This window comes from Nostoc sp. DedQUE09 (assembly GCF_034530915.1).
Classification (GTDB): Bacteria; Cyanobacteriota; Cyanobacteriia; order Cyanobacteriales; family Nostocaceae; genus Nostoc.
In genome coordinates this window covers 1-24,984 of the sequence record NZ_JAVRCE010000093.1, presented here as the reverse complement: position 1 = coordinate 24,984, position 24,984 = coordinate 1, and the positions used below count along the sequence as shown (strand labels likewise).

Here is a 24,984-nt window from a genome sequence, read left to right as displayed (position 1 = left end):
CTGAGCAGAGTGTTCCCTGAGCAGAGTGTTCCCTGAGCAGAGTGTTCCCTGAGCAGAGTGTTCCCTGAGCAAAGTGTTCCCTGAGCAAAGTGTTCCCTGAGCAAAGTGTTCCCTGAGCGAAGTGTTCCCTGAGCGAAGTCGAAGGGAACACTCTCCTGCTAAATTTTCAGCATCCTTGTAAAACTTGAATAGGAGTCAACTTTAGGTCAGCAAATACCAGTGAAGCGATCGCCTGTTTTCATCAGTGCATTGTTTGACTTTTGTAAGCGATCGCCCCAAAATCCCGAAAGTGCGATCGCAGTAGCAGTAATTGATTTCCCTAAACAAAACGTTCCCTGAGCGGAGTCGAAGGGAACATTTTAATTGCTCTTAGTACCAATGCCATCGCAGAGAGTGCGATCGGTCACATTGGGATTTGATTGTAAATAAACATGTAATCTAGCGCAACTGTAGACTATTAAATCATTTAGGTTATTTAGGTACGCCCAGAGTTTGACGCTCTTGTCATGACTTGCAGAAGCGATAGTCTTGCCATCGGGGCTAAATGCCACGCTCCTGACCGCATCGCTATGCCCGTTAAGGGTGGAGATTTCTTTACCTGTAGCTGAATTCCAGAGTTTGACGCTCTTGTCAAGACTAGCAGAAGCAATAGTCTTGCCATCGGGGCTAAATGCTACGCCCCTGAGCGCATCACCATGCCCGTTGAGAGTGAAGATTTCTTTACCTGTAGCCGCATTCCAGAGTTTGACGCTCTTGTCAGAACTTGCAGAAGCGATGGTCTTGCTATCGGGGCTAAATGCTACGCCCCTGACGGTATCACTATGCCCGTTGAGGGTAGAAATTTTTTTACCTGTAGCCGCATTCCAAAGCTTGACGCTCTTGTCAGAACTTGCAGAAGCGATGGTCTTGCCATCGGGGCTAAATGCTACGCTATAGACCGTATCACTATGCCCGTTGAGGGTGGAGATTTCTTTTCCTGTAGCCGTATCCCAAAGTTTGACGCTCTTGTCAACACTAGCAGAAACAATGGTCTTGCCATCGGGGCTAAATGCTACGCTATAGACCGCATCACTATGCCCGTTGAGGGTGGAGATTTCTTTACCTGTAGCCGCATTCCAGAGCTTGACGCTCTTGTCAACACTAGCAGAAGCGATGGTCTTGCCATCGGGACTAAATGTTACGCCCCTGACCGCATCGCTATGCCCGTTGACGGTGGAGATTTCTTTACCCGTAGCCGCATTCCAGAGTTTGACACTATTGTCATAACTTGCAGAAGCGATGGTCTTGCTATCGGGGCTAAATGCTACGCTATTTACCGTATCGCTATGCCCGTTGAGGGTGGAGATTTCTTTTCCTATAGCTGCATTCCAGAGTTTGACGCTCTTGTCAACACTAGCAGAAACAATGGTCTTGCCATCGGGGCTAAATGCTATGCCCAAGACCGCGTCGCTATGCCCATTGAGGGTGGAGATTTCTTTTTCTGTAGCCGCATTCCAGAATTTGACGCTCTTGTCAACACTAGCAGAAGCGATGGTTTTGCCATCGGGGCTAAATGCTACGCCCCTGACCGCATCGCTATGCCCGTTGAGGGTGGTGATTTCTTTTCCTATAGCTGTATTCCAGAGTTTGACGCTCTTGTCAACACTAGCAGAAGCGATGGTCTTGCCATCAGGGCTAAATGTTACGCCCAAGACCGCAGAGCTATGCCCGTTAAGGGTGAAGATTTCTTTACCTGTAGCCGCATTCCAGAGTTTGGCGCTCTTGTCAACACTAGCAGAAACAATGGTCTTGCCATCGGGGCTAAATGCTATGCTATGGACTGCATCGCTATGCCCGTTAAGGGTGAAGATTTCTTTACCTGTAGCCGCATCCCAGAGTTTGACGCTCTTGTCAGAACTTGCAGAAGCGATGGTCTTGCCATCGGGGCTAAATGCTACGCCCCAGACCGCATCGCTATGCCTGTTAAGGGTGAAGATTTCTTTTCCTGTAGCCGCATCCCAGAGTTTGACGCTCTTGTCAGAACTTGCAGAAGCGATGGTCTTGCCATCGGGGCTAAATGCTACGCCCCAGACCGCATCGCTATGCCTGTTAAGGGTGAAGATTTCTTTTCCTGTAGCCGCATCCCAGAGTTTGACGCTCTTGTCAGAACTTGCAGAAGCGATGGTCTTGCCATCGGGGCTAAATGCTACGCCCCAGACCACATTGCTATGCCCTTCCAAACGGTTTAGCTCTTGAGTGTTGTAAATTGCTCGCTGGATTGCCACTACAGCTTGCTGGTTAGCTGTTTGTTCTAAATTAGCATTTTTAATTGGTCTACCTAAAAGTTGTCTACCTGACTGTATAGCTGCAACCACAGCCTCAAGTTGCCTGTTAGACACCAGGGAAGTTTCTGAACTTTGCGCCAGAGCTATCACACCTTGTTGTTGAGCTACCTTAGCATTTTTTTGGGCGTTCCACCATTGATAAACAGATAAGATAGTTACTCCAGCTAACCCCATACTAAACATGGTGACAACTCGATTTTGCCGCCGTGCTGCTGCCAGTTTTTCTTGTTGGCGTTCTTTCTCTTCTCGCTCAAGGTGAGTTTGGCGTTCTTGACTCTCCTGAATGTATTCCTCGCCTAACCCATTCAGCATTTGCCAATCGCCAAATCTCGTTAAATATGCTTCTGCTACTGCTAACCTGTCATCTTTTCTAAGAAACCCTGGCTTTTTCTCATTCCTCTCCCATTCTTGGGCTTCCGCTTCAATCTGTCGCTCAATGGCTATTCCCAACTTATATTCCTCTTTCCACTCCCGCAACATTTGCCAGTGGCGGATAAGGGCCTCGTGGACAACATCTAAAATCACATCCTGAGAATCCGGCTCATCCCTCTTTGTAATTAATCGTGCATCTTTATCGGCTAACTTCTCACTTACCTGTTGCAAAAGTTCTAAGGAATGATGGGAATTAACCAACTCGCGTAAACGCACGCGTCGCCGTACATCTGTGGTTTCTCCCATTTGCGTCAACTCTAGAAAAATCCGCCGCGCCACAGTTTTTTCTGTTGCTGAAAGACTTTCATAAACTGCATCAGCGCGTTTTTGTAGCGTTCCTTCCACCCCGCCTAAATCCTCATAAGTTTTCAGGCTGAGAACCTCATCGCCTTGATTTCTCGACTCACGCCACAATTCTGTCAACGTATATTGCAGCAAGGGTAAACTTCCGGGATAATCCTCAACATCATTAATTAGTTGCTGTTTTAACCTTCCCTCTATGCCTAATCCTACCCAATCAGCCGGTTTAGTAATCGCTTCTGCAATTTCCTCACGGCTTAAGTGTTCGACGTTGATGTAAGGTTTATTGATTCTGCCCGCAAATTTGGGATATTCTCGCCATCTCCCCCGAAAATCCGATCGCATTCCAATGAAAATATAAAGGTTATCTGTACAGTCAATTAATTCCCGCAAACAGTCAAAGAATTCTTGGCGCTGGCTGTCATCGCACATAGTAAAGCATTCTTCAAACTGGTCGATAATCAAGATGACTGGTGTGTTTAATGCTTTTAACTCCTCGCCGATGACATGGGTAAAATTACCCCTCCCCAACCCTCCCCCCTTCGACAAGCTCAGGGCATCGCTTGTAAAGGGGAGGGAGTTAGATTTTCCAGTTTCCCCCCTTTTTAAGGAGGGATTAAGGGAGTTAGATTTTCCGGTTTCCCCCCTTTTTAAGGAGGGATTAAGGGGGGTAATTTCACTTGTCTGTACACCGGAACTTTGCAATGTGGGATTAAGCGGGGTAAGCAAAAGATTAGGCAAGGAAAGTGCAAAAGCCTCCAGTAAACTGTTAACAAGAGATTCTTTCGGCGTAAACGGTGTAATATAAGTCCAGCGATCGCTCCCTGGAATCTCTTGTCCTAGCTTCAGTTGGTAAAGTAACCCAGCCCGTAACAAAGATGATTTCCCACTACCGGAAGCACCTAACACAGCAATGAGGCGATGCTTATCTCTTACTTGTTTAATCAACTGCTGAGTTAGCGCACTCCGCCCATAAAAAACCTCAGCATCTTCCTTTGTCTCGGTAAAATACGACAGCGAACGATAAGGACACTTATCCTGAAAGCTTTTTTGCGAAAACTTAGTTGTCAGCAAAATTGCCCGTGCAGAATTGGCAATTAACGGACGCTGGACTGTATTCGGCATTTGGCTAATAATGAAATCTGCCAATTTGTGGCTATTGATAATCCCATCTGCGTCATTTTCCGGGTTCAATCCTACAAGTAACGCCTGCGTCAACAACCCTTGCGTGTGGGGAATTTCAACTCCAGTTTCGTAGGAACGGGTTGCAGTAATGAAACAGTAGTCTTTATCTGTAGGAATAAATTTTAATAATTCACCGCTATAGCAGCAATCTAGCCAAACAACAACTCGTTTAGCCTGACTTCTTTGCAACTGCTCACCCAACCAACTTAAAGGTATACCATAGAATTCTGCTTCAGGTAAAACATCACTAGTAGCTAAAAATACTTCTTCTTTGCCTGCTACAGTTTTGCACCACCCATGTCCTGAAAAAAAGAATAACGCTGTTTCTGGCGTGGGGTTAGGATCGGGAGGATTGAAAAGATTAGCGATCGCTTCTCTCAATTCTTGCATCTTTACCGCGCCTTGGCGGTCAATTTTACTTTCTCCCTTCGGGTTTAAAGTTCTAGGTAAAAACTGAGCGCGAAAAGGTCTATAACCGTATTGTTCTAATTGTTGGGCAATTTTCTCTGCATCCTCTGCTGCTGCTGTTAGCGGCTTTAGGGTGGTGTACTCTGGGTAATAATTAATTCCAATAACAATAGCCGCCCATTCCGATGCCATTTTTCTTACCTGACTGACTCTGATAACTTTTTGGTTAAACTGTAGGCAAAATCTGTCCACAGCATTCGTTTAGGTTGTATGAAAAATCACTAAAATCTCGTGAAATAAACTAGATCGATTTACATAGTAAAAGGTATAATAAAAAACATTTTATTTAATAAATTATTCTTTTTAGAGATAGAAAATTAAAACTGAACATGAAATACATGGTGTAATTATCTCACTGAAATTACGTTTATACTAGTCGTAATGAGTTTGGTATAAAAACCTATGAATACAAAGGCTGACAATACTATCATCGCTTTTCTCTTGGCGTTTCAAGACTTAAAAACCGCCCTTGGAGAACAAGAAAAACAGAATTTAAAAGAAGTTGCCAAACAGTTAGACACCCAACCCAAAGCTTGGCAAGACTATATTAAAGGACGTTTATTAGAAATAATTACCCCTAATCCTGAGTTAAATCAGTCTTATCAATTCTATAAATCTCAATTAGATAATTTAGAAGAAATTCCTCATGATTTACTCCCGACTGAAGCAGAAATTAGTAGGTTCAATACTCTTGAAAATTATCCAATAACTAGAGGCTTTAAACCAAAATATGAAGCTAAAGGTTACGAAAGCCAACTGAATAACGTTGTAGTCATTGTTGGCAGTTCTCCTCAACCAGAAGAAACAGTGAAACAAGTCAAATTTTTAGAAAAATGGAAACAATTTTTATCTCAATCCAATCAATCAAATTAGTTTTGCCCTTGTGATGAGCGATTTAATCTATCCGACACTCGATTTGTTTTTATATGTTTTAAAAACTTCTTTAAACACAACTGATGCAGAAATACAAAAAAACCAAGCAGCTTTTTTAGAACAATTACCCTCTAATACTAAATTTTACGATCCTGACATTGAAACCGAGTATTTAGAGATTACCCATCCTCCTCAAATTAACTTTATTCCCCACAATAAAACTTTAGAAGGATACTATTATCCTGTTAGATTAAATGACACTTATGGGTTGCAAATTGATTGTTCTATTAATAATCAAATCGAAACTCAACCAGCCAAGTCTTTTGCAATCTTAAAAACTGAAATTGAACAAAAACTAAATAAAGAACTGGCAATAATTGGAAAAACCTGGTTTCTTTCTGGTTGGCTACCAGAAAACTCATCTCACACCCATGAGGATATTGCCAAAGATTGCTATTATGCTTTATTTAAAGATACTTCTTGGCAACCAGACAAAGGTACTTTTTTAGATGGGAAAGTTTTTGAAGTAGGGCGATCAGGAAATATAAATCAGAGCCTAAAAAACGTAAAGACTCCTCTAAGTAGTAATGAAGATCATGTGATTATTGCTATTTATAATAATCGAGAGAGTGCAGAAAAAGCTGCGGAATTTTATAAAGATTGGATGGGGTTATTTTGTTATCGCAGCAAGATTTCGTGGGCTTATTGCCAAAGTCGCTTAGTCAAAGATTCTCTGCTCAATCATTATAAAAAAATAGAAGAAAATAGAAAAATTACTAACCAAAGTAACTATTGGCAGGAAAACCAAAAAATTACCACTTATCGCCAAGTTTTAAATAATATTGATCGCATTCTCCAGCAATACACAATCGACTTACTCAACCTCTCTTTTCAAAAACAAATTATTGAAATTAACTTATCTAATTATCAACTTCGCTTGGCTTTGATTAAAGAAAAAGCAGGTCAAAATAACCAGTTAGATTTTTTAGAAAAATTTAGCGAACTAGCCAACAAAAAATATTTACCACAAATTACCAAAGATATCGAAAATATGCAGCTTGGCTTGCAACTTCTAGAAGATACAATTAACGCTACTCGCAGTCGCATAGAAGTCGAAAAATCTGAACGAGAGCGTAACTTCCAAGAGCTTGTAGCTGTCGCTGGTGCTGGAATAGCAACCGTATCTCTACTACAATCACCTGCCAAAGATTTTTGTAGTAAAGACAGTAGGAAAGATATCTTTCCTACAATTCCTTATTTTTGCGAATACCCTTTTAGTGCCAGTCTGATAGTTGGAATAATTGTTGGTTTTATGGTTTGGTGGCTGAGAAAAAGATTGCGATAAGCGTTCGCGTTGGCGTTCGCGAAGCGTCTCCGACAGGATAAGCCTTTCGTTGGCGCAGCCTCTCGTAGAGAAGAGAAGCTTAAGCCTTCTCCTTTGGAGACGCTAGCGCGAAACTTGTCGAATTTATTCCGCTGGGTGGTGAATTATACAGAGGTAGCAGCAGATTATTGCCGATCGCCTCATTCTCTGATTACTAATTTGCGATCGCAGTCGCAGTCAGTACACCAATCATTTGTAAGTTCACTCTCAATACTTTTCGGTTAAGGGGGAAAGGGTTTGATATTTACCTTTACCCCTTACCCTTTAACCTTTACCCAGACCAAAAGAGAGATTGTTGGATTTATCCGAAAAGTATTGAGTTCACTCTGCATTTTGTGAGAATTATTTGACTTGTAAGGAAGCAGTCACGGCAAGAAATTCTTGTATCATTTTTTGGATCAGCTCTCCTATCCTGCCCCCTGTCCTGCCCACATACTGACAAAATCTGGACTTGATTGTTGTGCCGTAAAACCCGCCCTATAGACATCTGAGCCGGAAATGGCAGTACTTTTGCTGAACGCTGCGTCTTGAAATATACATAATTCATGTAAGGTTTTAAATTGCTTTGTAAACCCATATTTCAAACTTAGCTTCAGAGTAGAGATTAGTTTTTAAAGAACCATAATGATTGATACAAAATTCTTCAAATTCATTTATTACTTGATTAAATATCTCATCTGATACTCGCCAACATAAACCATATGCTCGTGCTTTGAAAAAACTTAATAGCTCTTCAACCGTATTGCTAACTATCCATTCCTTTGCAACAAAATAATTTGATACGTAACCTTTTCGCTGTAAATATCCTTCTATATCTATCTTTTCTATTGCTGTATTAATACTTGGCGATTTTTGCTTTGCTCCTTCATACTTAGATAATATATCTCGAAAAAATCCTTCAAATTCTCGTCTGGCTGGTGGGGTAATCCACTGACAATTGAGATAAAAGCCTCCAGATTTCAACACTCGAGCAACATTGTCTAAAAATACTCTCCAATTAGAGACAGTATGGATCATGTGGACAGTCAATACAACATCAAAGCTGTTGTCTAGAAAATCTAATTGTGAAGCATCACCATGAATCAGTTTCAGATTAGAAGGAGTGACATTTAATTTTTGACGGAATTGATCAAGCATTTCTTGAGAAGCATCAATTCCTGTCACAAAATAACCTCGTTTAACAAGAGGAATAACATTTAAACCTGTGCCAACACCTGGTTCTAAAAAAGAGGTTTCAGGCGTGGCACAAGTAAGTTTAAGAATAAAATCGGCGACTTCCTCTGCAACTGGTTCTGTTAGCCAGCGTGTTTGGTCATAGATTTGTGCAATATAGTCATAGTAATTTGATTTTTTCATATATATACGGTTTAGTCGAACTATACCTTTGCATTTAATTTCTTAGCTTTATATTGTGGTAGGAATGTAAGTATTGATATCAATAAAATTAGTTTCCAAACTAACTTTTCTCATCGACTCTATCTCTTCATCCTATTTTTTTGTGAAGGTATTGCTGAGTAAAATACCTTTACTCAGCACTCCCATAACACCGACAATCGGTTTAAACGGTGACTCTTGTACCGTCAAATTTAGTGAAGGTGAAGCCATTGAATATTTCGTTATAACCCAGTCTCTCATCCCTGAGCAGACTAATAGCAACCTCTTCTCCTAAAGCCAAAGCAGCGGAACCATCCGAACGCCAATGGATACCACCGTGACCGCGACCAATAGCATAATTAGTTGCCAGTTTATTCAACTCTCCACCCACTGTTAGTGGTGAACCACTGTAAGAAATTACTTTAGTAGGGTCATTGGGATCAGGCACTACTGGTGAAGGAATAACAAAGTTTTCATCAAAGAATGCTTTCAACAGTGTGACATTGACGCCAGCAGTAGCAGCTGCACCACCTGTATAGGAGGAATGGATTGGCGCTCCTTCTGGATATGCTTGGGGCAATAGATAGGTGCCGAAGGTGCTAAAGGTCTGAGCCAAAGCCTGAGAATTGAATATCTCAGAATTAATCGGATACTCAGTTTTATTGACAATATTGTTGTAGACTAGCCCCCCATAAGCTTCTGGGCGCAGAATGCGGTGTACATAAAACTTCTGCCAGTATGAGGCTCTAATCGCACGCGAGCTACCCAAGTTAAGCAAGGCTTGTAAATGCCCCACTGCAAAGGTTGCAGCTGAACCACTTTGAGTTCTCGAGTTGACGTAGGGATTGCCTGGATTCAAAGGAGTACCGATGCTACCAAGAATCAACGAGGCTCCCACGTATGTAGGGCCGCCAATATGGGCATACTCACCTAAATCCCGAACTGTGGCTATGTAACGGTTTTTGGGGTCGTATTTAATAGATTTCCCGGAACTACCTCCATTCTGAACAGTCAACCATTCCTGGAAATTGAGTAGAAAGTCATTACCAGGAAGAGCAGTACGAATCAATGGCGAAACAGACTGAGTTCCCCAAGGAATAGTTAGCAACAAAAATTGTGAGAGATAGGGCCCATCTAGCACCCCTGGCGGAGTAACATATCTTGTACTTGAACCGGAACCGACGTAGTTGACACTACCACGAAATAAAGTTTGAGGGGTGACACGCTCATTTTGTTTTGGTCCTCGAAACGCCGAAAGCTTGTTGAGGTCTTCGACGGCTGCCAAGACTTTTGGGTTATCAGTATTATTTTGCAGCTTAGAAAGAGGTACATCTCGAAGTAAAGCTTGCCAGTAGAGTTCAACTGCTTCAGCAGCGCGTTCTGTACTAGCTAGAGATGGTGGTGACGGTACAGCTATTTGCGCTGCATTGATCCCTTCTAGGCTAATTGCTAGGGCCCCTTGAGGATTGACCAGCTTTCTAGTGCCACCCAAAATGATATTTTCATAATCATTCGGGTTTTGTGTTGTCAGCGCTCTGGTCAAAGAGTTGTAAGCTTCCAGCTTGACTTCGCCTTGTTCGTTATGCGGTAGTCCTCTACTATCAGAGCCAATTTTGTTGGGATAACGCTCCTCGTCGCCGTTGTTTGGATGGGCCGGAATCGGAATATTTCGTTCAAGTGCCGCTGCTTGAAGACGTACTCGATAGGCTTTATCAACAAATTTGCTGTAGTTGAAGGGCCGATTATTATACCGCCTGTTAACGGCTTGGGCTTGTACAACATCTCCTCCGTTCTTTGAGGAGAAAGGTGAACCTAAAACTCCTGCAACAACGCTAGCGGCACTAAACAAACCAGCGCGACCGAGAAATGAGCGTCTGCTGGCATGACTACCAAAGAAACGTTTGCTAGCTACACGGGGTTGTTTGAGTTTATCTATTTCGCTATTAGCCAGAGTATCTTCCTTGGAACCTTGATCAGAATTTGGATCTAATTGCATGAGATGTTCTCCACTGGAAAAAAATAATCCAAAAATTTAGTCATAAGTGAATACATGAGAATCTGAAAACTAGAACAACTAGCCTAGAGAAACAGGGTAATCTAACGAGATTTGGGATGATATCTGGGGTTACTTTACTGGAAGGTAACTTGCATAGGAGTGATATCAAGTTTGGTTAAACACTTAATAAAATATCTGTAAGTTGGGTTGAAGAACGTAGAAGCAAATGCGAACAGGACCTCGTAGATAAGGAACTTATCACAGGGGAACCCAACATTTGATCCTTGCTCATGTTGGGTTTTGCTGCCGTTTAACTCAACCTACATTGATAGATTTTATTAGAAGTAATTACCCAAACTTGATATATTCTCCTGACAGTCATACCAGCACTGAATGCCGATATTATGCCTTCATTGCATGGCTGTTATAGTTTTGTAGTTGTAATCAGTCTGATCGGATGTTGCCGGGATTAAAGCACAGCTAAAACCACCGCTTGCTTCCAATCAAGCTCTATAATCCTGCAACTCTATCGATTTGCCGTATTTTATAGATATTAAATCAGACTTTCTCACAATCGGTGATAAAAATCAAGAGGTTTTTACAATAAACTTAGTAAGAGTGTGAAAGCCCAGAGAAACAGGCCCACAGGGTCGTATTCTCTGCTTGAGACTGTGGATAAAAGGCGACGCGATGGGTTTTGATCGAGTATCAAAGGCGGTTGTTGTTGGAAGGTTGAGTTGAGAGAACTAGGCGTAGCCCTCCGTAGACATCGCTTCCAGACAACATCCCCTAAAAACTGATTTAGCCTTTATTGGATTGGGTAATTAAGCCCAACTCTGCATAGATTGGATGCACTATTTTTCTTATTTTGGGCAGTTGTCTACTAAAGAAATATGCTCCTAAAATACAACAAGTACCGCCAAATAATAAAGAATTATCAACACCAAAGTAACCTGCCAATGCTCCAAAAAATAAATTACCAAAAGGCAATATTCCTAAAAAACCAGTTGTAAATATACTAGTTACTCTACCTCTTTTATCTTCATCAAGAAGAATTGATTGCATAAAGTTACTGATTGAAGCCAAGGTTAGAGTATTATTCATGCCGATGATAAACATGAGTAGTAGACAAATCTCTAAATTTGTTGAGCGAGAAAAGACTATTAAACCTAAACCTAAAAGTGCAGCAGAGATTGCTATAATTTTTCCCAGTCCCATAACATTTTTTCTAGAAATGAGATAAATACCTGAAACTATGGAACCAAAAGCCGATGCTGTCATCAAAAAACCCATAGTTTCAGCGTTACCCTTTAGGACTTCTTGAGTAAAAATCGGTACTAGATTGACATGAGTCATTCCCATAAAACAAATAGTAACTTGTAATATCAATAAATATTTAATCGGTAAAAATTCGTATGCATAAACAAACCCTTCTTTAAGATTTTTCCACATTTGGGGTTTTTGAGCCAAGGAATTATTGATAACTGGGTTGACTTTGATAGTTAAGATTGCAGATACAAATGGTAAATAGCTGATACTATCTACTAAAAAACAGGAAGCTGCACCAGACCTGGCAATCAGTAAACCCCCAATCATTGGGCTAACAAACTTCGCTGTATTAATCAAGAATGAATGCGAAGCCATTGCACTATAAGTATCTGATTTTTTATCCAAAAGTCTGGGAATAATGACCTGGCGTGCTGGTAAATCGAAAGCTTTTACAATTCCCTGAATCGTGCCTATGGCAATAATCCATCCGACATTGATATTATTGCTAAGAGTTAAAAAGGTTAAGATAGAGGATAGTAGAATAGATACTAGCTGAGTACTTAATAGAACATATCGTAAGTTCCAGCGATCTAACAATACTCCTACCAAGGGTGTAATAATTAAGCCCATAGCTTGATTTGTAAATCCAGCCACCCCAACCAATACAGCCGAATTAGTTAGTTGATAAACTAGCCATACCAAAGCAATTTGAGTCATCCAAGACCCAAAAAAAGATAAGCTTTGTCCAATAACGAAACAAGAAAAATTTACAGATTTAAGTGCAGGTGGAAGTTCAACAAAAAACTTTGGCTTGTGTTTTTGAGCTTTTACTCTATTACTTGGGATCATTAGTTTTTGCCTATTTTAAAATTATTGCAACCCTGTTTAAGGTTTTTATCCTTCGTTCGTTGTTAGGACTTACGCACAAGAGATCCTTTAACCCTCTTTTTTCACTTTTAGAGAATGCAATAACCCAAAGGTTTATCGGGCTTTGGCTCTCAGTTTTTGTCTATAAGTTTTACTTTCTATTAAAAAATAAAAACTCAAAGCTTGATTCAATCTAATTCTTAGAATCTGGATTCGATTATTTTTTAGTGGGAAAAGGCTAAGGGGTAAACGGTAAAGGTATGAAATTTTCCCTTACCCTTTAACCTTTAACCTTTCCCCAACATCTTGCAAAAGTTACTTTTGCAAGATGTCTATAGTACTTTTTCCTTTAAGCTATTACCCTTGAATTAAGATAATTTGCACGAATGAAAACATTGCTAGAGACATTGCATTTCAACGTCTCTACTAATTTTTTTGATGAAGTTTTAGTAGACTTGCATATCATCAGCCTTGAAATAGTATTAGTAAAGCTTAATGTTAGCAAAACAGAAACTTTGTATGCTTAATATTAAAGCAAAAAAATAGCAGCAGTATGAACAGAATGCATATCATACCATGTTTGGTCGAATAGCCACAACCCCTACCGCTAAACAGCAAGGGTTTGAGGTGGTTGATGCTCAATTAAACCCAGTTGACATCACAGCCAAGCGCGATCGTATTGAATAGGCCAGAGTTTATCGTGTCCCAGTTGTTTAGCTGCCAGATGTGGCCAGTAAGGATTGCGGAGTAGTTCACGTCCTAAAAGCACTATATCAGCGACTTCTGTACGAATAATCTCGTCAGCTTGTTCAGGGGATGTAATTAAACCCACGGCTCCCGTATGAATATTAGCTTCGCGGCGGATGCGTTCAGCAAACTGAGTCTGATAACCAGGTTTAATTGGGATATGAACACCCGGTATGATACCGCCTGATGAATTGTCGATGAGATCAACTCCTAAAGACTTGAGTTTGTCGCTTAAAACAATACTTTGCTCAATGTCCCAGCCATTGTCTACCCAATCAGTGGCGGAGATGCGTACCCAAAGTGGATGTGTTTGAGGCCAAACCTCTCGGACTGCTTGAATTACTTCTCTGAGCAGACGAGTCCGGTTTTCAAAGCTGCCACCATAATCATCTTGACGGTGGTTAGAAAGGGGCGAGAGAAATTGGTGCAGTAGATAACCGTGAGCAGCATGGATTTCCACTACCTTGAAACCAGCTTCTAGAGAACGTTTGGCAGCTTGAGCAAAGGCGTCAATAATTTCTTGAATTCCCTCAAGACTGAGGGCTTCTGGAACTGGGCTATCTTTGCTAAAAGCGATCGCACTACTCGAAACTAAGGGACGCCAACCTTCCTGAGATTCATCTAGTGCTTTCCCTCCCTTACTCGGTTTGGCAGTGCTGGCTTTTCTACCTGCATGAGCAAGTTGAATACCTGCAACAGCACCAAAGTTATGGATCAATGCCACAGTCTTGGCTAAAGTTTCGATATGTGAATCTGACCAAATTCCCAAATCTTGCGGGCTAATGCGCCCACGCGGCTCCACAGCTGCTGCTTCTGTGAACACTATACCTGCACCGCCAACTGCGCGAGAAGCTAGATGAATAACGTGCCAATCATTAGCATATCCATTTGTACTGGAATATTGACACATTGGTGAAACGGCGATGCGGTTGCGAAAAACAACTTCACGAATTTTGAATGGTTCAAACAGATGTGCCATTAATATTGATTCCTTCTCTTGCTAGATAAAAGAAATTGGGAAGGGATTTGCAGCATGAATTCGATTTTGCATTATTTTGCATTAATTAAATAGAGAAGTCAAAATTTAGAATGTAATCAGTGGGGAATTTAGATCCACCACTTTATAATCTCCCAGCAAATTCAAACTTTGCTGGGAGACTTAAACCCTTACTCTCAGCACCTAATTTATCGCCGTAGATATCACAGTAGTTCTTGAGTAGGGTAGTATTCCTCCAGCCGACGCTCGCGGACTCGCTACCGCTACGCTATCCTGCCCTACGCAAGAACTGCCTCTTTTGTTACATATTTGTTGAATGACTAAAGTCATCATAGAGATTTGGATAAATAGATTGATTGTCAGGCTTTTGAGACTGCAATTCCCAGATATCGCGTTTTCCCAGTTCTTGATCCACTAATAACTGTAGATGATCTGGTAATTTAGTTGTTTGCCAAATTGACCAAATTTCTTCACCAAATAATTCTTTTTCAATTTTTCCAGAAAACATAATTTCACTTCCACGAATGTTCAATTTTAAGTTTAATAACTCCTCATTTAGGAAAGAAAAAGTAACAAAATTGTCATTCTTGATTCTTTCGCTATTTTTAAAATACAGGTACTATTCGCCCTGAATACTGCTTGTTAAGAAAATCTCCAACTTGTGCATCGTTAAGTAACTTTTTATTACGGATATTGTCGATGGGATTGCGTCCTGTGAGGGCAATAATCCGTTGAAAAAAGGCGATCGCATGAGCATCATCACTAATTTTTATACTCAGAATTAAATGTAAATCAGGGTCAGGAATTAACAAAATTGCCTTACTAGCAGCTTGCAGAATAGACTTCTTGCATAAATCAAATATCCTCACCCTAAACCGGATTTCTGACCACATCTCTTAAAACCTTGTGCAGGAGAGCAAAGGAGAGTTCTTGTACAAGTTCTCTCCCCTATGCCCCTCTGTTTGTCTGCACCTCTGACCTCAAGCTTGTGAGAAATGCGGGCTAAATCCCTGTGCCAAGCTGGGGAGATTACGCATCAAGCGCATAAATTATGAGCTTGTTGTAGCGCGCCGATTAGAATCAGTACCAGAAGGTACTGTTGTTCCACTCGTACCGCAGTAGCCTTTATCTACGAGTACCACTTTTACCCCTTGACCAGTTTATTGGCTAAACCACCTAATTTTATGCTAAACTCCATTATGTTGATCGGTTTACCGTATTATCATATTTATGAGATTTGCATAGATTGCCCTAAAAAACAAGAGGCTATTAAAATTTATTGATATTACTCTTTAATAAAATGCGATCTGTTGTGAAAACTTTTTCAAAAAAGTAAAGGACAAGAACTATACTTGTCCTCAATAGCTAAAATAATAAGTTCTGCGTCTAATAGGAGTTAGATGAGACAGGGCAAAACTTTTAGCTTAACAAGCCTGCTAAGTAAGTAGGTGCTAAAAAACACAACTAAATTAAGAAGGGTAAAGGTTAAGGGTAAAAGGGAAAAACCTTTACCCTTTAACCTTTTCCCTTTACCCATACAAAACTTTGTATAGTTCGGTTTAATTGTGCCAACCTACTTATGCATATTATAGTTATGTAAACTACGTATTAGACTTTGGACAAAAAAGTGTTCGCGTAAACTATACGCGAACAAAACTAATAATTAATCTTGCTGATAGTTTCTGCACAAAAGAATTGAGTAACGAGATGAGCTACAATCTCGTTGCTCAATTAAAACTTAACGAAATAAGTATTTGTTGGTAATTTTTGGGCAGTCCCTACATTTGTGGCCAAGTCATTTATTTTATTATCTGTTTTGATCACTGCAAACTTATCAGTAAATAGCAGTACTTCACCATTTCCTGGTGTTACCCAAGCGTGGCGAGTCATTAGGTTTTTGGAGACAACTAAAAGAGACGCATCTCCACGGTAAGGCGAGATAGGTTTACCCATGAAGGTTTGATTATCTCTATTGGCGATCGCATAAGCAGCAGAGGAACCGACAAAAATTTTACTGCCATCTGAGTAAATAGTTTTAGGGAAATTGCTACCGCCGTCTCCCATCCCCGCAGTTGTAGGCCTTCTTGGAACACTTAACTGTCCACGCTCGACAGTAAAATTAGTCAGATTAACAGTTCCTATATATACCTTTGTTTCGTCACGAGTCTGTGCAGCATTGGTGTAAGTATCTGTAGTAATCAAAGTCTTTGTTAATAAGTCTTTGCCATTCCACCTGTAGATTGAGTTACCCCCATAAACCGAGCCGAGGATATAAAGCTTATCTTCAAAAATATGTAATCGGTTAAGTCTTGTGTCTGCCATGTCGTGGGCAAGATCGGCAGAATTGTAGCCCCAAAGCTTGCCTTGGTTATTTCCTGCTAAATTTGCCAAAGCAAATATTTTCGCTCCGTCGAAAACCATCCGGTAAAGAAAAGCTATCTGGACAGGAATACCTAACCTTTTTTGTTGCTGGTAGCCACTAGTGTAGAGATAGCCGTTTTTATACTCAAAATCCATTACCTCAGTTACGCCATAACTCTGTTTGGCTTTAAAGTTGAGGTTTTTGTCATAAATTGATAGAGTATTCGCAGACTGGTAAATAATCCAATTTTGCAAAAATTTTACCCGTGTCTTTGAATTAGCTGTATTGCTAACTATTTTTTGCCTAGTTCCGTCACTTTTTATTTTTACTAGTCCTGTTGGAACAGCTAAGACATAAGTTTTGCCGTCAACTGCTACGATGTCACGAGCATCGTAATTAGAGTTTGGGATTAGTTTTTTCGTCCCATTAGCTTCTACTTCCCATACACCTTCAGTATTGATGACCGCAACTTTGCTGCCGTTAGTGCAAGCTGCTCTTGGCGAAGAGATATTAAGATATGTAGCTAAAGCGGGGGTAGAATAATCAAACATTGTACAGTTCAGATAAAGTGTACTGAAAAATATTGGCGCTCAATTAAGAAAAGAATTTTGGGGATTTTTGAGCGTTTTTAACCTAAACTCGTCTTCAAAAATGCAGAAAATATTGGCTACGGTAAACTCAAACTCAAAGGTTGAGTAATCCGCAAAATATGCATATCTGCAAACATCGGTAAAATTAGAATTGAGTTGTTTGTGGTTATGTCGTAGCGATAACCTGTTAATTGGGGGAAAGTAACTTCAATTAATTTGCCTCTCTGCCTGCTTTCTAATTCGACAAATACTTCACCGAGACTTTCTGTCCCAGCTCACCCATCTCCTTTAACATCCCCTCAATCTTTTGCATAGCTAGAGATGAAGGCTTGGCATGTCCTTTCTCCCAACGGTTTACCGTCGAATAAGTTATACCTAAAGATGCTGTAAACTGTTCTTGGGTAAGACCAGTTATGCCACGAAGTTCACGGATGAGCTTTCCAACTTCCGGTTGCTTGATTAGCAAAGGTTTCTTAATGGTCATTTAGCTCAGAACGCACCTGTTAATCTGGCGAGTGATATGTGTTCCGCTACATCCTATTGGGGCTAATGCTGAATTGATAGGCGAAAATATACTAGAATTTTTATACTTTCTTGATTTTATAACTAAGTGATTACACCTCCGTAGATACGGTATTTCCTAATGAGACTTTTAAGGAATCAATTACATAACGAAATAAGCATCCTGTTGTCAAGAAGTATTTAAAATGAATATCTAATAAATAAAAAGCTGCGTAAATCTTTTGAGATTTTAGGTATTAAACTCAGATTTATGTATACACAAGTCCTAAAATCATTGCTTGGTAAGATACAAGCTTTAGTAGGCAAGGTTTTGAACTGAGCAAGCTGTAGTTAGGTATTTTCGTAAAATTGGAATGTTTCCAATATTTCAGCTATTACCATTGTGAAAATGGGTATTTTACTAAATTGCTGTTGAAGTATCTGGAGTCATGAGAAACTTCTTGTCCAATCCAGGTTGGTAATTCAAATTGCTGATTTTCATCACTGAGTTCAACTTCTGCTAATATCAGTCCTTTATTAACACCATCAAACTCATCTATTTCCCAAATCAAACCACCCGACTCTATTTTATATCTGGTTTTTTCTATAAAGGGACGTTGACATAATGTCTCAAGTATTTCTTGAGCATCTTTAACAGGAATAGGGTATTCAAACTCTAATCTCGAATATTTAATATTGGGGCCTTTAATAGTCAAATAACTTTTTTCCCCTACTATACGTACACGTATAGTTGCTTTATCTTCTGTAGCAATGTATCCTTGACGATATACACTACCTTCAGCTAATCCTCTCCAGCTATCTCCTGTCACTAAATATTTACGCTCTATTTCTTTCGCCATTTTATTTACCAAATTATTTGCTTTTTTATATCACAAATAATATAGCAATCCTAAATTTCTTTACAAAAATGTGTGCAATTCTTACAAATAAGAGTGAAGTTGTTGAAGTATTGATATTGATAGCGATCGCTTCTACTATAGTAGGATAATTTACATCTTGATGAGGTTTGATGCTATCTGCACTAAACAATTCAAACTAGCAGTAAATTCACAATTGGTATCCCCTTTATTTCAAGGTGAAGTGAATTGAAAAGACTGTTAATCCTCCATAGCCATGTTCAATCACTAGCACTCAATTTAAACATTTGTTATATATAAGAACTTACCAAATTTGCTTGTTTAATTTGTTTTTTTGCTAAAGCCAATGCTTGATGAGCATTTTTAAACTTTGTTTCATCTGTAAATTTATGCTCAAAATTCTTTAAATAAGCTTCTAAATACCGAATACGTAAGTGTGGATCGACTGGATTCTGAAGAAACGGGAGGTCAGCTTCAACCATAAACCGGATAGCTAATAAGGGGATGGGGCTACGAAGTGGACGAAATTTTGGGTTGTGCAGGCCAGGACTTTCATTACGTTTATGAAATTCTCCTATCATCAGTCCTGACTCAACAAACAAAGGTTTAAGTTTTTGTTGGACACTATCTATCACTTTAGAAGCATCTTCTATATGGATGTCAGGAAAAATAAGTAAAAAAGCTTTATTAATTGCTAATTCCTGCTCTTTAGCATCTATTTGCAGAAATATATCTCGATAGCGTCCAACAATCTCTTCTAATTGTTCTGGATACAAATCTTTTGTGTGAATAACTGCTAGACGAATACTATTTGATTTGAGAGAGTAAGGTACAAAGGGGCAAACTGCACCGGGTCTACCTAAGTCAGGATGAGACCTTCCTAAAAAGGTTTTCACCCACTCCATAATTTCAATTAAGGCAGAAAGGTCTTCATGTTGCTGGAGTTGTTCGATTTCACGAGTTGTATAAAGTTGCATAAGCTTGAGTGAAATAGAATAATTGTCTAATTTTGAATTCCAAATTAGTTTCACCTTGTAAAACTAATTATTTCAGTAAATAAAACAAGCCCTTTGTTGTTTATTTTTGCTTAATCTGTGGTTTGCAGAAGACAACAATTTTTTATCATTTTATTTTTTAAACTTAAAGTAATTTACTTCAATACATACACAAATATATTTCGTATTAAATAAATTGTTTTCATTTGATTTGGAAATTAGTTTGTAATATCTTATCTACAGGACTAATCTTTGAATATTGAAACACGTGTAGGGCGTGCTACACTTTGTTAACACACCCTACAATTGCTTGACAGATTTTTTCAAAAACAATTTACGATTTCTATAGTATACGTATGTATCATCATTATTCGGCATCTGCTCCTAGTTTTTTATACTCTTAAGCTTCTGTTATTTTTATGAACACATTATAAATTTTATGTGTAAATAGTTATTTTTACTGTGAAAATTTGGTGTAGATTTAACAGCAACTTTAGGGCTACTATCAAGGTAATATACTTGTAGTAAGTAAAAAGTTTACACAGAATTAGTATAGAGCTAATTTTATAAGCTTTATATTACTTACAGTGGATTACAAATTAATAAAGTACACTCTCCAAAATAGATTGGGGAGGATGCTTGATAGGGTGGGTGGGGTAGTTAATCCACTTAGATGAAAAGTACTATATTCTCGATTGGTCGATCTCAACTTCAGGTATTTGTAGCGAATATCAGTATTTTAGGCTTTATTTTGTCTAAAAATAAAAATGTTGGGATAGTTAGAATAAGCGGCGACTTCTACCGTTCCCCATATTATTCTTAAGTAAGCTACTCACAAAATTAAATATTTTAGGACTTACGGTACTATACCAATTAACCATAATATGCATTCAGTGAAATTATATTTCAGGTGCTGATTGCAATCGCGATTTTGTCGCATATTTACTGTTCTGGGTGTTAGACATAGCTAAAAAGCCCAAAATAGTATAGTTAATATGTATGATACGTAAGCCCTATATTTGTTTAATTGGAAGTCTTTTATTTCTCAACAAATTCTTTCACCACTGCCATAGCATCAGGAGGAATCTGCGTAATTAGACGAAATGGAAAGGCGGCAGTTGAAGCAAACTGAGCATAATCTGGTGTCAGGAAGATAGCATAGTTTTTAGCTTCTGGAGTCATCTGGAAAGCAAAGGCCAAGGCTATAGCTTTAACGTACCTGCGAACATCTGCTGCTTGTTCGCCGACAACTTCACCGCCACTAATAGGTGTATTTGGTTGTCCGATCTGATCTAATGTGGTGCTGGGGTCTTTTACACTGAGATGAGTACCCCCGATTATACCAGCTAGCGATTTTGGGGATGGAATTTTGTCAAATCCTACAATCTGTTCAGTTAAAGCTGGGGTAGTTTTATCGGCGGAACCTGCTAACACTATGGTAGGAACTTGTATCTTAGTTAACCCAGTTTCGCCAAAAATTAGAGAAGTTGTCGGATTGAGAGCGATCGCTTGTTTGATTCTGGGATCTCGTAATTGATAGCTATTTTCTGGTAGTTCTTGAGCGATGCACTGCATATTTTCTCCCAAACTCAAGATAGTCAGGTTCTTTTTACAGCGTTGTTTGAGACGTTCTAGTTGTAACTCGGCTCCAGCAAGCGCTAAAGCTGTACCACCACCAAAAGAATAGCCAACAACCATCGCGTTTGTAGCTGCAAGTTTCCCTTGCAGGGGATGATTAGCTGTTTGGTTGAGTTTTGCTAATTCGTCGAGGACAAAACTAATATCTTGAGGGCGATTTAAAAACTCTTGAGGCTTCATGACTCTGGTTTTGCCTTGTAATGCTAAATCAATATTTGCCGCATTACTACCGGGATGTTCTAAAGCTGCTACTACATAACCGTGGGATGCTAAATGTTCTGCTAAGTAACGCAAGTCCGTGCGGACTGACGCGAAACCGTGAGAAAAGACAATTACGGGTTTGTCGGGAGTTGCAGCAGTTGACCAGTAAATATCAACTGGAATTTTGCGGTCGCGCTTTTGATCGTTCAGACTTAAATTGAGTATTTTTACTTGGGCGCTTCCTGGTTGGCTGGGATCAAAAGGGAAAGCAATCTGCGGTGTTCTCGGATGTGCTGTTATGGGGTCGAGTTGGGGAGCGATCGCTAACATGAATTGCTGGGTACGCCAAAAAGCGGTATTTAAATTCCCTGCAACAACGAAAGCCTTTGGCAAATCAATTTCTAAGCGTTTACTGGGATAAGCAGCAATAAAACTCAGTATAGAAAGACCTTGCGGTGCAGTAGAACCTAATACCAATCCTGCTCTGAGTGCTTGTACCCCAGCGTTGTCCTTTCGGGCTAAAGCTGTAGCAAAGTCATTGAGAATAGTTGTACCAATCTGGGTATTAATTAACCTATCAAGTGTGACAACATTCATCGGTATATTCATGCCCAGCGCCCCCAAGAAGAAGCGGCGTTGTTCTTCAGATAAAGACTGTAAACTCCCAGGCAATTTTCCTGTTTTTACAGCCTGTTGCAACTCAGTAAGAGAAATGGATTCTGTAAATAAACCGAAACGCATAACAACTGTGTCAGCAGCAATGGCCGAAGTATTTGCCCCGAACTGTGTAAGTGCGATGGCGCTAAATAAACCCGCAACTGTCTTAAGACTTCTCCAAATTTTTCCCATAAACTTTTATACCAACTGTTACTTACGGGAATATAACGGATATTTGTGTATTTGACTACCCTAATAATTGATTAGAAATAAAAGTAAATTTTTTCTTAACTTGATGGCGATGTCTACGATGGTCACTGACTTGTACTGAGCGCAGCCGTTGGCACAGGGTCTCGTAGAGAAGTGCGGGTACGCCTATGCTTTAATCTCCTCAAAGCATCTGCTGATGCAAACACAGCCATATTACAAGCATAACAAACGAATTGTAGAATTCATCACAGCTAAAAATTTGAGCATAAATCAGTGTTAACAGCCACAAAAGCTCGATTGTTTCTCAGCTAGGTTTAATACTGTAACGCAGCTACTAGAACAGGAAAAGCAATGCCTGCGGCAGTAAACTACGCATCTACAATCTGCAATTTTTTTTGACAGCAAAATTTAACCGACTGCTTAATGTTTTGTCTTTGCTCTTTAAAACGTTTTGCAGAAGTGTATGCAGGTGAATAGTTTGACTACTGTAGCTGCACGATCGTTACTCATCAAATTCCCCCAGCCGCATCAACAATTTTTCTTGGCTTTATGCGTCGCAGACTACCCTATATTTTAATTTTTCTGCTTTCTTTGAGTATTATTACCCTGTGGTGGCCTGTGAATGATTCTGATTGCAATTTTGAGGCTTTTATCGCATCAAAAACTACAAAATTTCAAGTACATGCTACTAAGGTTAGTGTTCAACCGTGGCGTGGTCGTCACCATGTATATGGAATATTTAGGATTCCTAATGAATACAAACAAGCTCCATTTTTTGTGTTAACAGTCCAAGGTGCTGGTAGTTACTGTTCAAAACAATTTGGTCATAAACAAAACTTTGATGATATCTTTGCTGAACCAGGAACTTATCTGGTAAAGAAGGCTATTAGAACTCGAAAAACTCTGCGGCTCATTCTTCAAGGTTTATATTCTCAGGTCAATGATAAAAATAATTGGACGTTGACTTTCCCTGAACCAAAAGCTAGTCAAAATAATTCGTAATTCGTAATTCGTAATTCGTAGTTACAATTAGTGTGGGCTTTAACCTACCACTGTCTTGTTGACCACTAAATATGCATATTTAGTGGGGGTTTGTACCCTCTTTAATTACGAATTAGTAATTATTTGGTCAAGATAATTCATAAGTTAGCTTGGTGGTTGAGTTTCCAAAATCTGGTTTTTCTCTAATAAAGCACTAGTCGCATTAACTACAATTTGTGCTGCCCCGGTGAAGAACGATCGCTCGATCGTCGCTGGCACATCGCTAGGTTTATGATAGTGCGGAGTGCGTAAATTTGCGGTATCTGTCACCAGCACAGCACCCACACCCTGATACCAAAACGGTGCATGATCGCTGCGTAAGGTGTCTGGTGTCAGTAAACCTTTAAAAGGAATTGGTAATGTTAGAACTGCTGGCATTGATTCTTCTTTATTCAGGGCGGTTGAGGGGATGTTTTGTGAGTTTTGAAAGGCATTTAAGAAAGGCAAATGTTCTGTATCACCGACTACTACTAAAAAGTCGCCCTTGTCACTAGGTGGCGTCACAGGCAATCCGGTAGGGTATTTCTGACATCCAGAAGTGTAACAAGCGTAACCTACCATATCCATAACGATCGCTCCGCCTAAATTTTGCAAGCGTGCTGTCTTACTCACAAAAGCCTGACTACCCAAAAGTCCTGCTTCCTCTTGGTCAAAAAAAGCTAGCTGTAAGGTTCGTGGCGTAGAACGAGAACCGAGCAACCGAGCGACTTCCAGCACTACGGCTACACCACTGGCATTATCATCGGCACCAGGGGAAGAGGCAACAGTATCGTAATGCGCTGCTACAAGAATTGCTTTCGCGGCTTTGTTAGTTCCTGGACGTTCGGCAAAAATATTCACACCGTCAGAGAACTTTTCTAACTTAGGTTTCCAGCCGAATTTTTTCAGTTCAGTTGTAATATAAGTGCGAGTAAGCGATCGCTCTTTTGTGGTGTAGCGCTGAAAATTCAACTTTTGGATATGGTTTAACAGCTTCTCAGTAGACACTTGGGGAGTAATATCAACTTCCCTTGATGGCTGTGAATCGAGTGTTTCCACCGGAATCCGCTCAACAATTGTCGGTGAAGGATGCTGTTCAAAAAACGTGCTACCTCTGCTACCCAACACGGCAACCGTCATCAGCACTAACAGCATCAGCCAAATCCATTTTCTCATCTGATTTATCCTTGGCTTCCTGACTTAGGGTAGCGCAAATCCCCAAGCATCACTTTCCAGGATTGCTTCGGTTAAGGTTTTTTGATGAAAATTCTAGCGATCGATCACAAAGACGCGATAAATCTGATTATTAGACCTCTTGCAAAAGTCTATAACACCCCACCCCCAATACGGTTCGGTTAAAGGGTAAAGGGGAAAGGGGAAAGGTTTTGAATACATCCTTTCCCCTTTACCCCTTAGCCTTTCCCCAGATCATAAGGAAAGTGAAAAATGCTTATCCGAACCGTATTGACCCCACCCCCAACCCCTCCCCGCTTCCGGGGCTACCGTGTACACACAAGTCGAATTTCTTCTTAAATCCCAAACATTACCTACTTAATCGCAGTGATGGTTAGGGTGGGGTAAAACTAAAGCTAAAACCTTAGTAAATCAGTTTTCAGGTGAGGTTTTGAGAATTTATGCAATAAATATATTGAATTCGGGTGGTCGTTTATTGAATTCGGGTGGTCGTTTATTGAATTCGGGTGGTCGTTTATTGAA

Annotated in this window: 17 protein-coding genes; 4 read left to right on the top strand and 13 right to left on the bottom strand. The window is 40.0% G+C overall.

Going from position 1 to position 24,984, the window contains the following annotated elements; all coding sequences use genetic code 11:
• Positions 1 to 359: 359 nt before the first annotated feature.
• On the bottom strand, positions 360 to 4,841 hold the full coding sequence (locus RMY27_RS33210; RefSeq protein ID WP_322669060.1) for a caspase family protein: 4,482 nt from the start codon (positions 4,839 to 4,841) through the stop codon (positions 360 to 362).
• A 270-nt stretch (positions 4,842 to 5,111) separates the two neighbouring features.
• On the opposite strand from RMY27_RS33210, the gene RMY27_RS33205 reads away from it, so the two are divergent.
• Genes RMY27_RS33205 through RMY27_RS33195 form a run of 3 tightly spaced genes read left to right on the top strand, consistent with a single transcriptional unit; the run spans position 5,112 to position 7,191 of the window.
• Positions 5,112 to 5,582: a hypothetical protein gene (locus RMY27_RS33205; protein WP_322669059.1), complete on the top strand. Its 471-nt coding sequence runs from the start codon at positions 5,112 to 5,114 to the stop codon at positions 5,580 to 5,582.
• A 13-nt stretch (positions 5,583 to 5,595) separates the two neighbouring features.
• Positions 5,596 to 6,927: a hypothetical protein gene (locus RMY27_RS33200; protein WP_322669058.1), complete on the top strand. Its 1,332-nt coding sequence runs from the start codon at positions 5,596 to 5,598 to the stop codon at positions 6,925 to 6,927.
• A 9-nt stretch (positions 6,928 to 6,936) separates the two neighbouring features.
• Positions 6,937 to 7,191 (top strand): hypothetical protein, encoded by a 255-nt coding sequence (locus tag RMY27_RS33195; protein ID WP_322669057.1) that lies wholly within the window; start codon positions 6,937 to 6,939, stop codon positions 7,189 to 7,191.
• Positions 7,192 to 7,521: 330 nt separating this feature from the next.
• Here RMY27_RS33195 and RMY27_RS33190 read toward each other — a convergent pair whose 3' ends face one another.
• The 11 genes from RMY27_RS33190 to RMY27_RS33140 all read right to left on the bottom strand — a co-directional run bounded on the left by RMY27_RS33190 (position 7,522) and on the right by RMY27_RS33140 (position 22,230).
• On the bottom strand, positions 7,522 to 8,322 hold the full coding sequence (locus RMY27_RS33190) for a class I SAM-dependent methyltransferase (RefSeq protein WP_322669056.1): 801 nt from the start codon (positions 8,320 to 8,322) through the stop codon (positions 7,522 to 7,524).
• A gap of 202 nt (positions 8,323 to 8,524) precedes the next feature.
• Complete coding sequence (locus RMY27_RS33185; protein WP_322669055.1) at positions 8,525 to 10,336, bottom strand: vanadium-dependent haloperoxidase; 1,812 nt, start codon at positions 10,334 to 10,336, stop codon at positions 8,525 to 8,527.
• 801 nt (positions 10,337 to 11,137) lie between these two features.
• A complete protein-coding gene (locus RMY27_RS33180; protein WP_322669054.1) occupies positions 11,138 to 12,454 on the bottom strand; it encodes an MFS transporter in 1,317 nt (438 codons plus the stop codon).
• Between the two features lie 676 nt (positions 12,455 to 13,130).
• Positions 13,131 to 14,198, bottom strand: a complete 1,068-nt coding sequence (namA, locus tag RMY27_RS33175) for an NADPH dehydrogenase NamA (protein WP_322669053.1) — start codon at positions 14,196 to 14,198, stop codon at positions 13,131 to 13,133.
• A gap of 319 nt (positions 14,199 to 14,517) precedes the next feature.
• Entirely contained in the window at positions 14,518 to 14,724 is a 207-nt protein-coding gene (locus tag RMY27_RS33170) for a hypothetical protein (RefSeq protein ID WP_322669052.1), read from the bottom strand.
• A gap of 97 nt (positions 14,725 to 14,821) precedes the next feature.
• Complete coding sequence (locus RMY27_RS33165; protein ID WP_322669051.1) at positions 14,822 to 15,109, bottom strand: hypothetical protein; 288 nt, start codon at positions 15,107 to 15,109, stop codon at positions 14,822 to 14,824.
• An 838-nt stretch (positions 15,110 to 15,947) separates the two neighbouring features.
• Positions 15,948 to 17,129: a hypothetical protein gene (locus tag RMY27_RS33160; RefSeq protein ID WP_322669050.1), complete on the bottom strand. Its 1,182-nt coding sequence runs from the start codon at positions 17,127 to 17,129 to the stop codon at positions 15,948 to 15,950.
• 274 nt (positions 17,130 to 17,403) lie between these two features.
• Complete coding sequence (locus RMY27_RS33155; RefSeq protein WP_322669049.1) at positions 17,404 to 17,652, bottom strand: helix-turn-helix transcriptional regulator; 249 nt, start codon at positions 17,650 to 17,652, stop codon at positions 17,404 to 17,406.
• A gap of 412 nt (positions 17,653 to 18,064) precedes the next feature.
• Entirely contained in the window at positions 18,065 to 18,529 is a 465-nt protein-coding gene (locus RMY27_RS33150) for a CYTH domain-containing protein (RefSeq protein WP_322669048.1), read from the bottom strand.
• A gap of 308 nt (positions 18,530 to 18,837) precedes the next feature.
• Complete coding sequence (locus RMY27_RS33145; RefSeq protein WP_322669047.1) at positions 18,838 to 19,578, bottom strand: DUF6875 domain-containing protein; 741 nt, start codon at positions 19,576 to 19,578, stop codon at positions 18,838 to 18,840.
• A 1,002-nt stretch (positions 19,579 to 20,580) separates the two neighbouring features.
• The gene (locus RMY27_RS33140; protein WP_322669046.1) at positions 20,581 to 22,230 is read right to left on the bottom strand and encodes an alpha/beta hydrolase; all 1,650 of its coding nucleotides are present in this window, start codon (positions 22,228 to 22,230) and stop codon (positions 20,581 to 20,583) included.
• Between the two features lie 567 nt (positions 22,231 to 22,797).
• Here RMY27_RS33140 and RMY27_RS33135 point away from each other — a divergent pair.
• On the top strand, positions 22,798 to 23,250 hold the full coding sequence (locus RMY27_RS33135; RefSeq protein WP_322669045.1) for a hypothetical protein: 453 nt from the start codon (positions 22,798 to 22,800) through the stop codon (positions 23,248 to 23,250).
• A gap of 144 nt (positions 23,251 to 23,394) precedes the next feature.
• Here RMY27_RS33135 and RMY27_RS33130 read toward each other — a convergent pair whose 3' ends face one another.
• Positions 23,395 to 24,444 carry a M28 family peptidase gene (locus tag RMY27_RS33130; protein ID WP_322669044.1) on the bottom strand — a complete coding sequence of 350 codons (1,050 nt, stop codon included), beginning with the start codon at positions 24,442 to 24,444 and terminating at the stop codon, positions 23,395 to 23,397.
• Positions 24,445 to 24,984 lie beyond the last annotated feature (540 nt).

Excerpts from the sequence above, each read along its gene's own strand:
- RMY27_RS33210 (WP_322669060.1), bottom strand. The coding sequence starts at position 4,841 with ATGGCATCGGAATGGGCGGCTATTGTTATTGGAATTAATTATTACCCA.
- RMY27_RS33190 (WP_322669056.1), bottom strand. The coding sequence starts at position 8,322 with ATGAAAAAATCAAATTACTATGACTATATTGCACAAATCTATGACCAA.
- RMY27_RS33160 (WP_322669050.1), bottom strand. The coding sequence starts at position 17,129 with ATGTTTGATTATTCTACCCCCGCTTTAGCTACATATCTTAATATCTCT.
- RMY27_RS33135 (WP_322669045.1), top strand. The coding sequence starts at position 22,798 with ATGCGTCGCAGACTACCCTATATTTTAATTTTTCTGCTTTCTTTGAGT.
- RMY27_RS33180 (WP_322669054.1), bottom strand. The coding sequence starts at position 12,454 with ATGATCCCAAGTAATAGAGTAAAAGCTCAAAAACACAAGCCAAAGTTT.
- RMY27_RS33155 (WP_322669049.1), bottom strand. The coding sequence starts at position 17,652 with ATGACCATTAAGAAACCTTTGCTAATCAAGCAACCGGAAGTTGGAAAG.
- RMY27_RS33130 (WP_322669044.1), bottom strand. The coding sequence starts at position 24,444 with ATGAGAAAATGGATTTGGCTGATGCTGTTAGTGCTGATGACGGTTGCC.
- RMY27_RS33205 (WP_322669059.1), top strand. The coding sequence starts at position 5,112 with ATGAATACAAAGGCTGACAATACTATCATCGCTTTTCTCTTGGCGTTT.
- RMY27_RS33140 (WP_322669046.1), bottom strand. The coding sequence starts at position 22,230 with ATGGGAAAAATTTGGAGAAGTCTTAAGACAGTTGCGGGTTTATTTAGC.
- RMY27_RS33185 (WP_322669055.1), bottom strand. The coding sequence starts at position 10,336 with ATGCAATTAGATCCAAATTCTGATCAAGGTTCCAAGGAAGATACTCTG.
- namA (WP_322669053.1), bottom strand. The coding sequence starts at position 14,198 with ATGGCACATCTGTTTGAACCATTCAAAATTCGTGAAGTTGTTTTTCGC.
- RMY27_RS33150 (WP_322669048.1), bottom strand. The coding sequence starts at position 18,529 with ATGGCGAAAGAAATAGAGCGTAAATATTTAGTGACAGGAGATAGCTGG.
- RMY27_RS33170 (WP_322669052.1), bottom strand. The coding sequence starts at position 14,724 with ATGTTTTCTGGAAAAATTGAAAAAGAATTATTTGGTGAAGAAATTTGG.
- RMY27_RS33200 (WP_322669058.1), top strand. The coding sequence starts at position 5,596 with ATGAGCGATTTAATCTATCCGACACTCGATTTGTTTTTATATGTTTTA.
- RMY27_RS33165 (WP_322669051.1), bottom strand. The coding sequence starts at position 15,109 with ATGTGGTCAGAAATCCGGTTTAGGGTGAGGATATTTGATTTATGCAAG.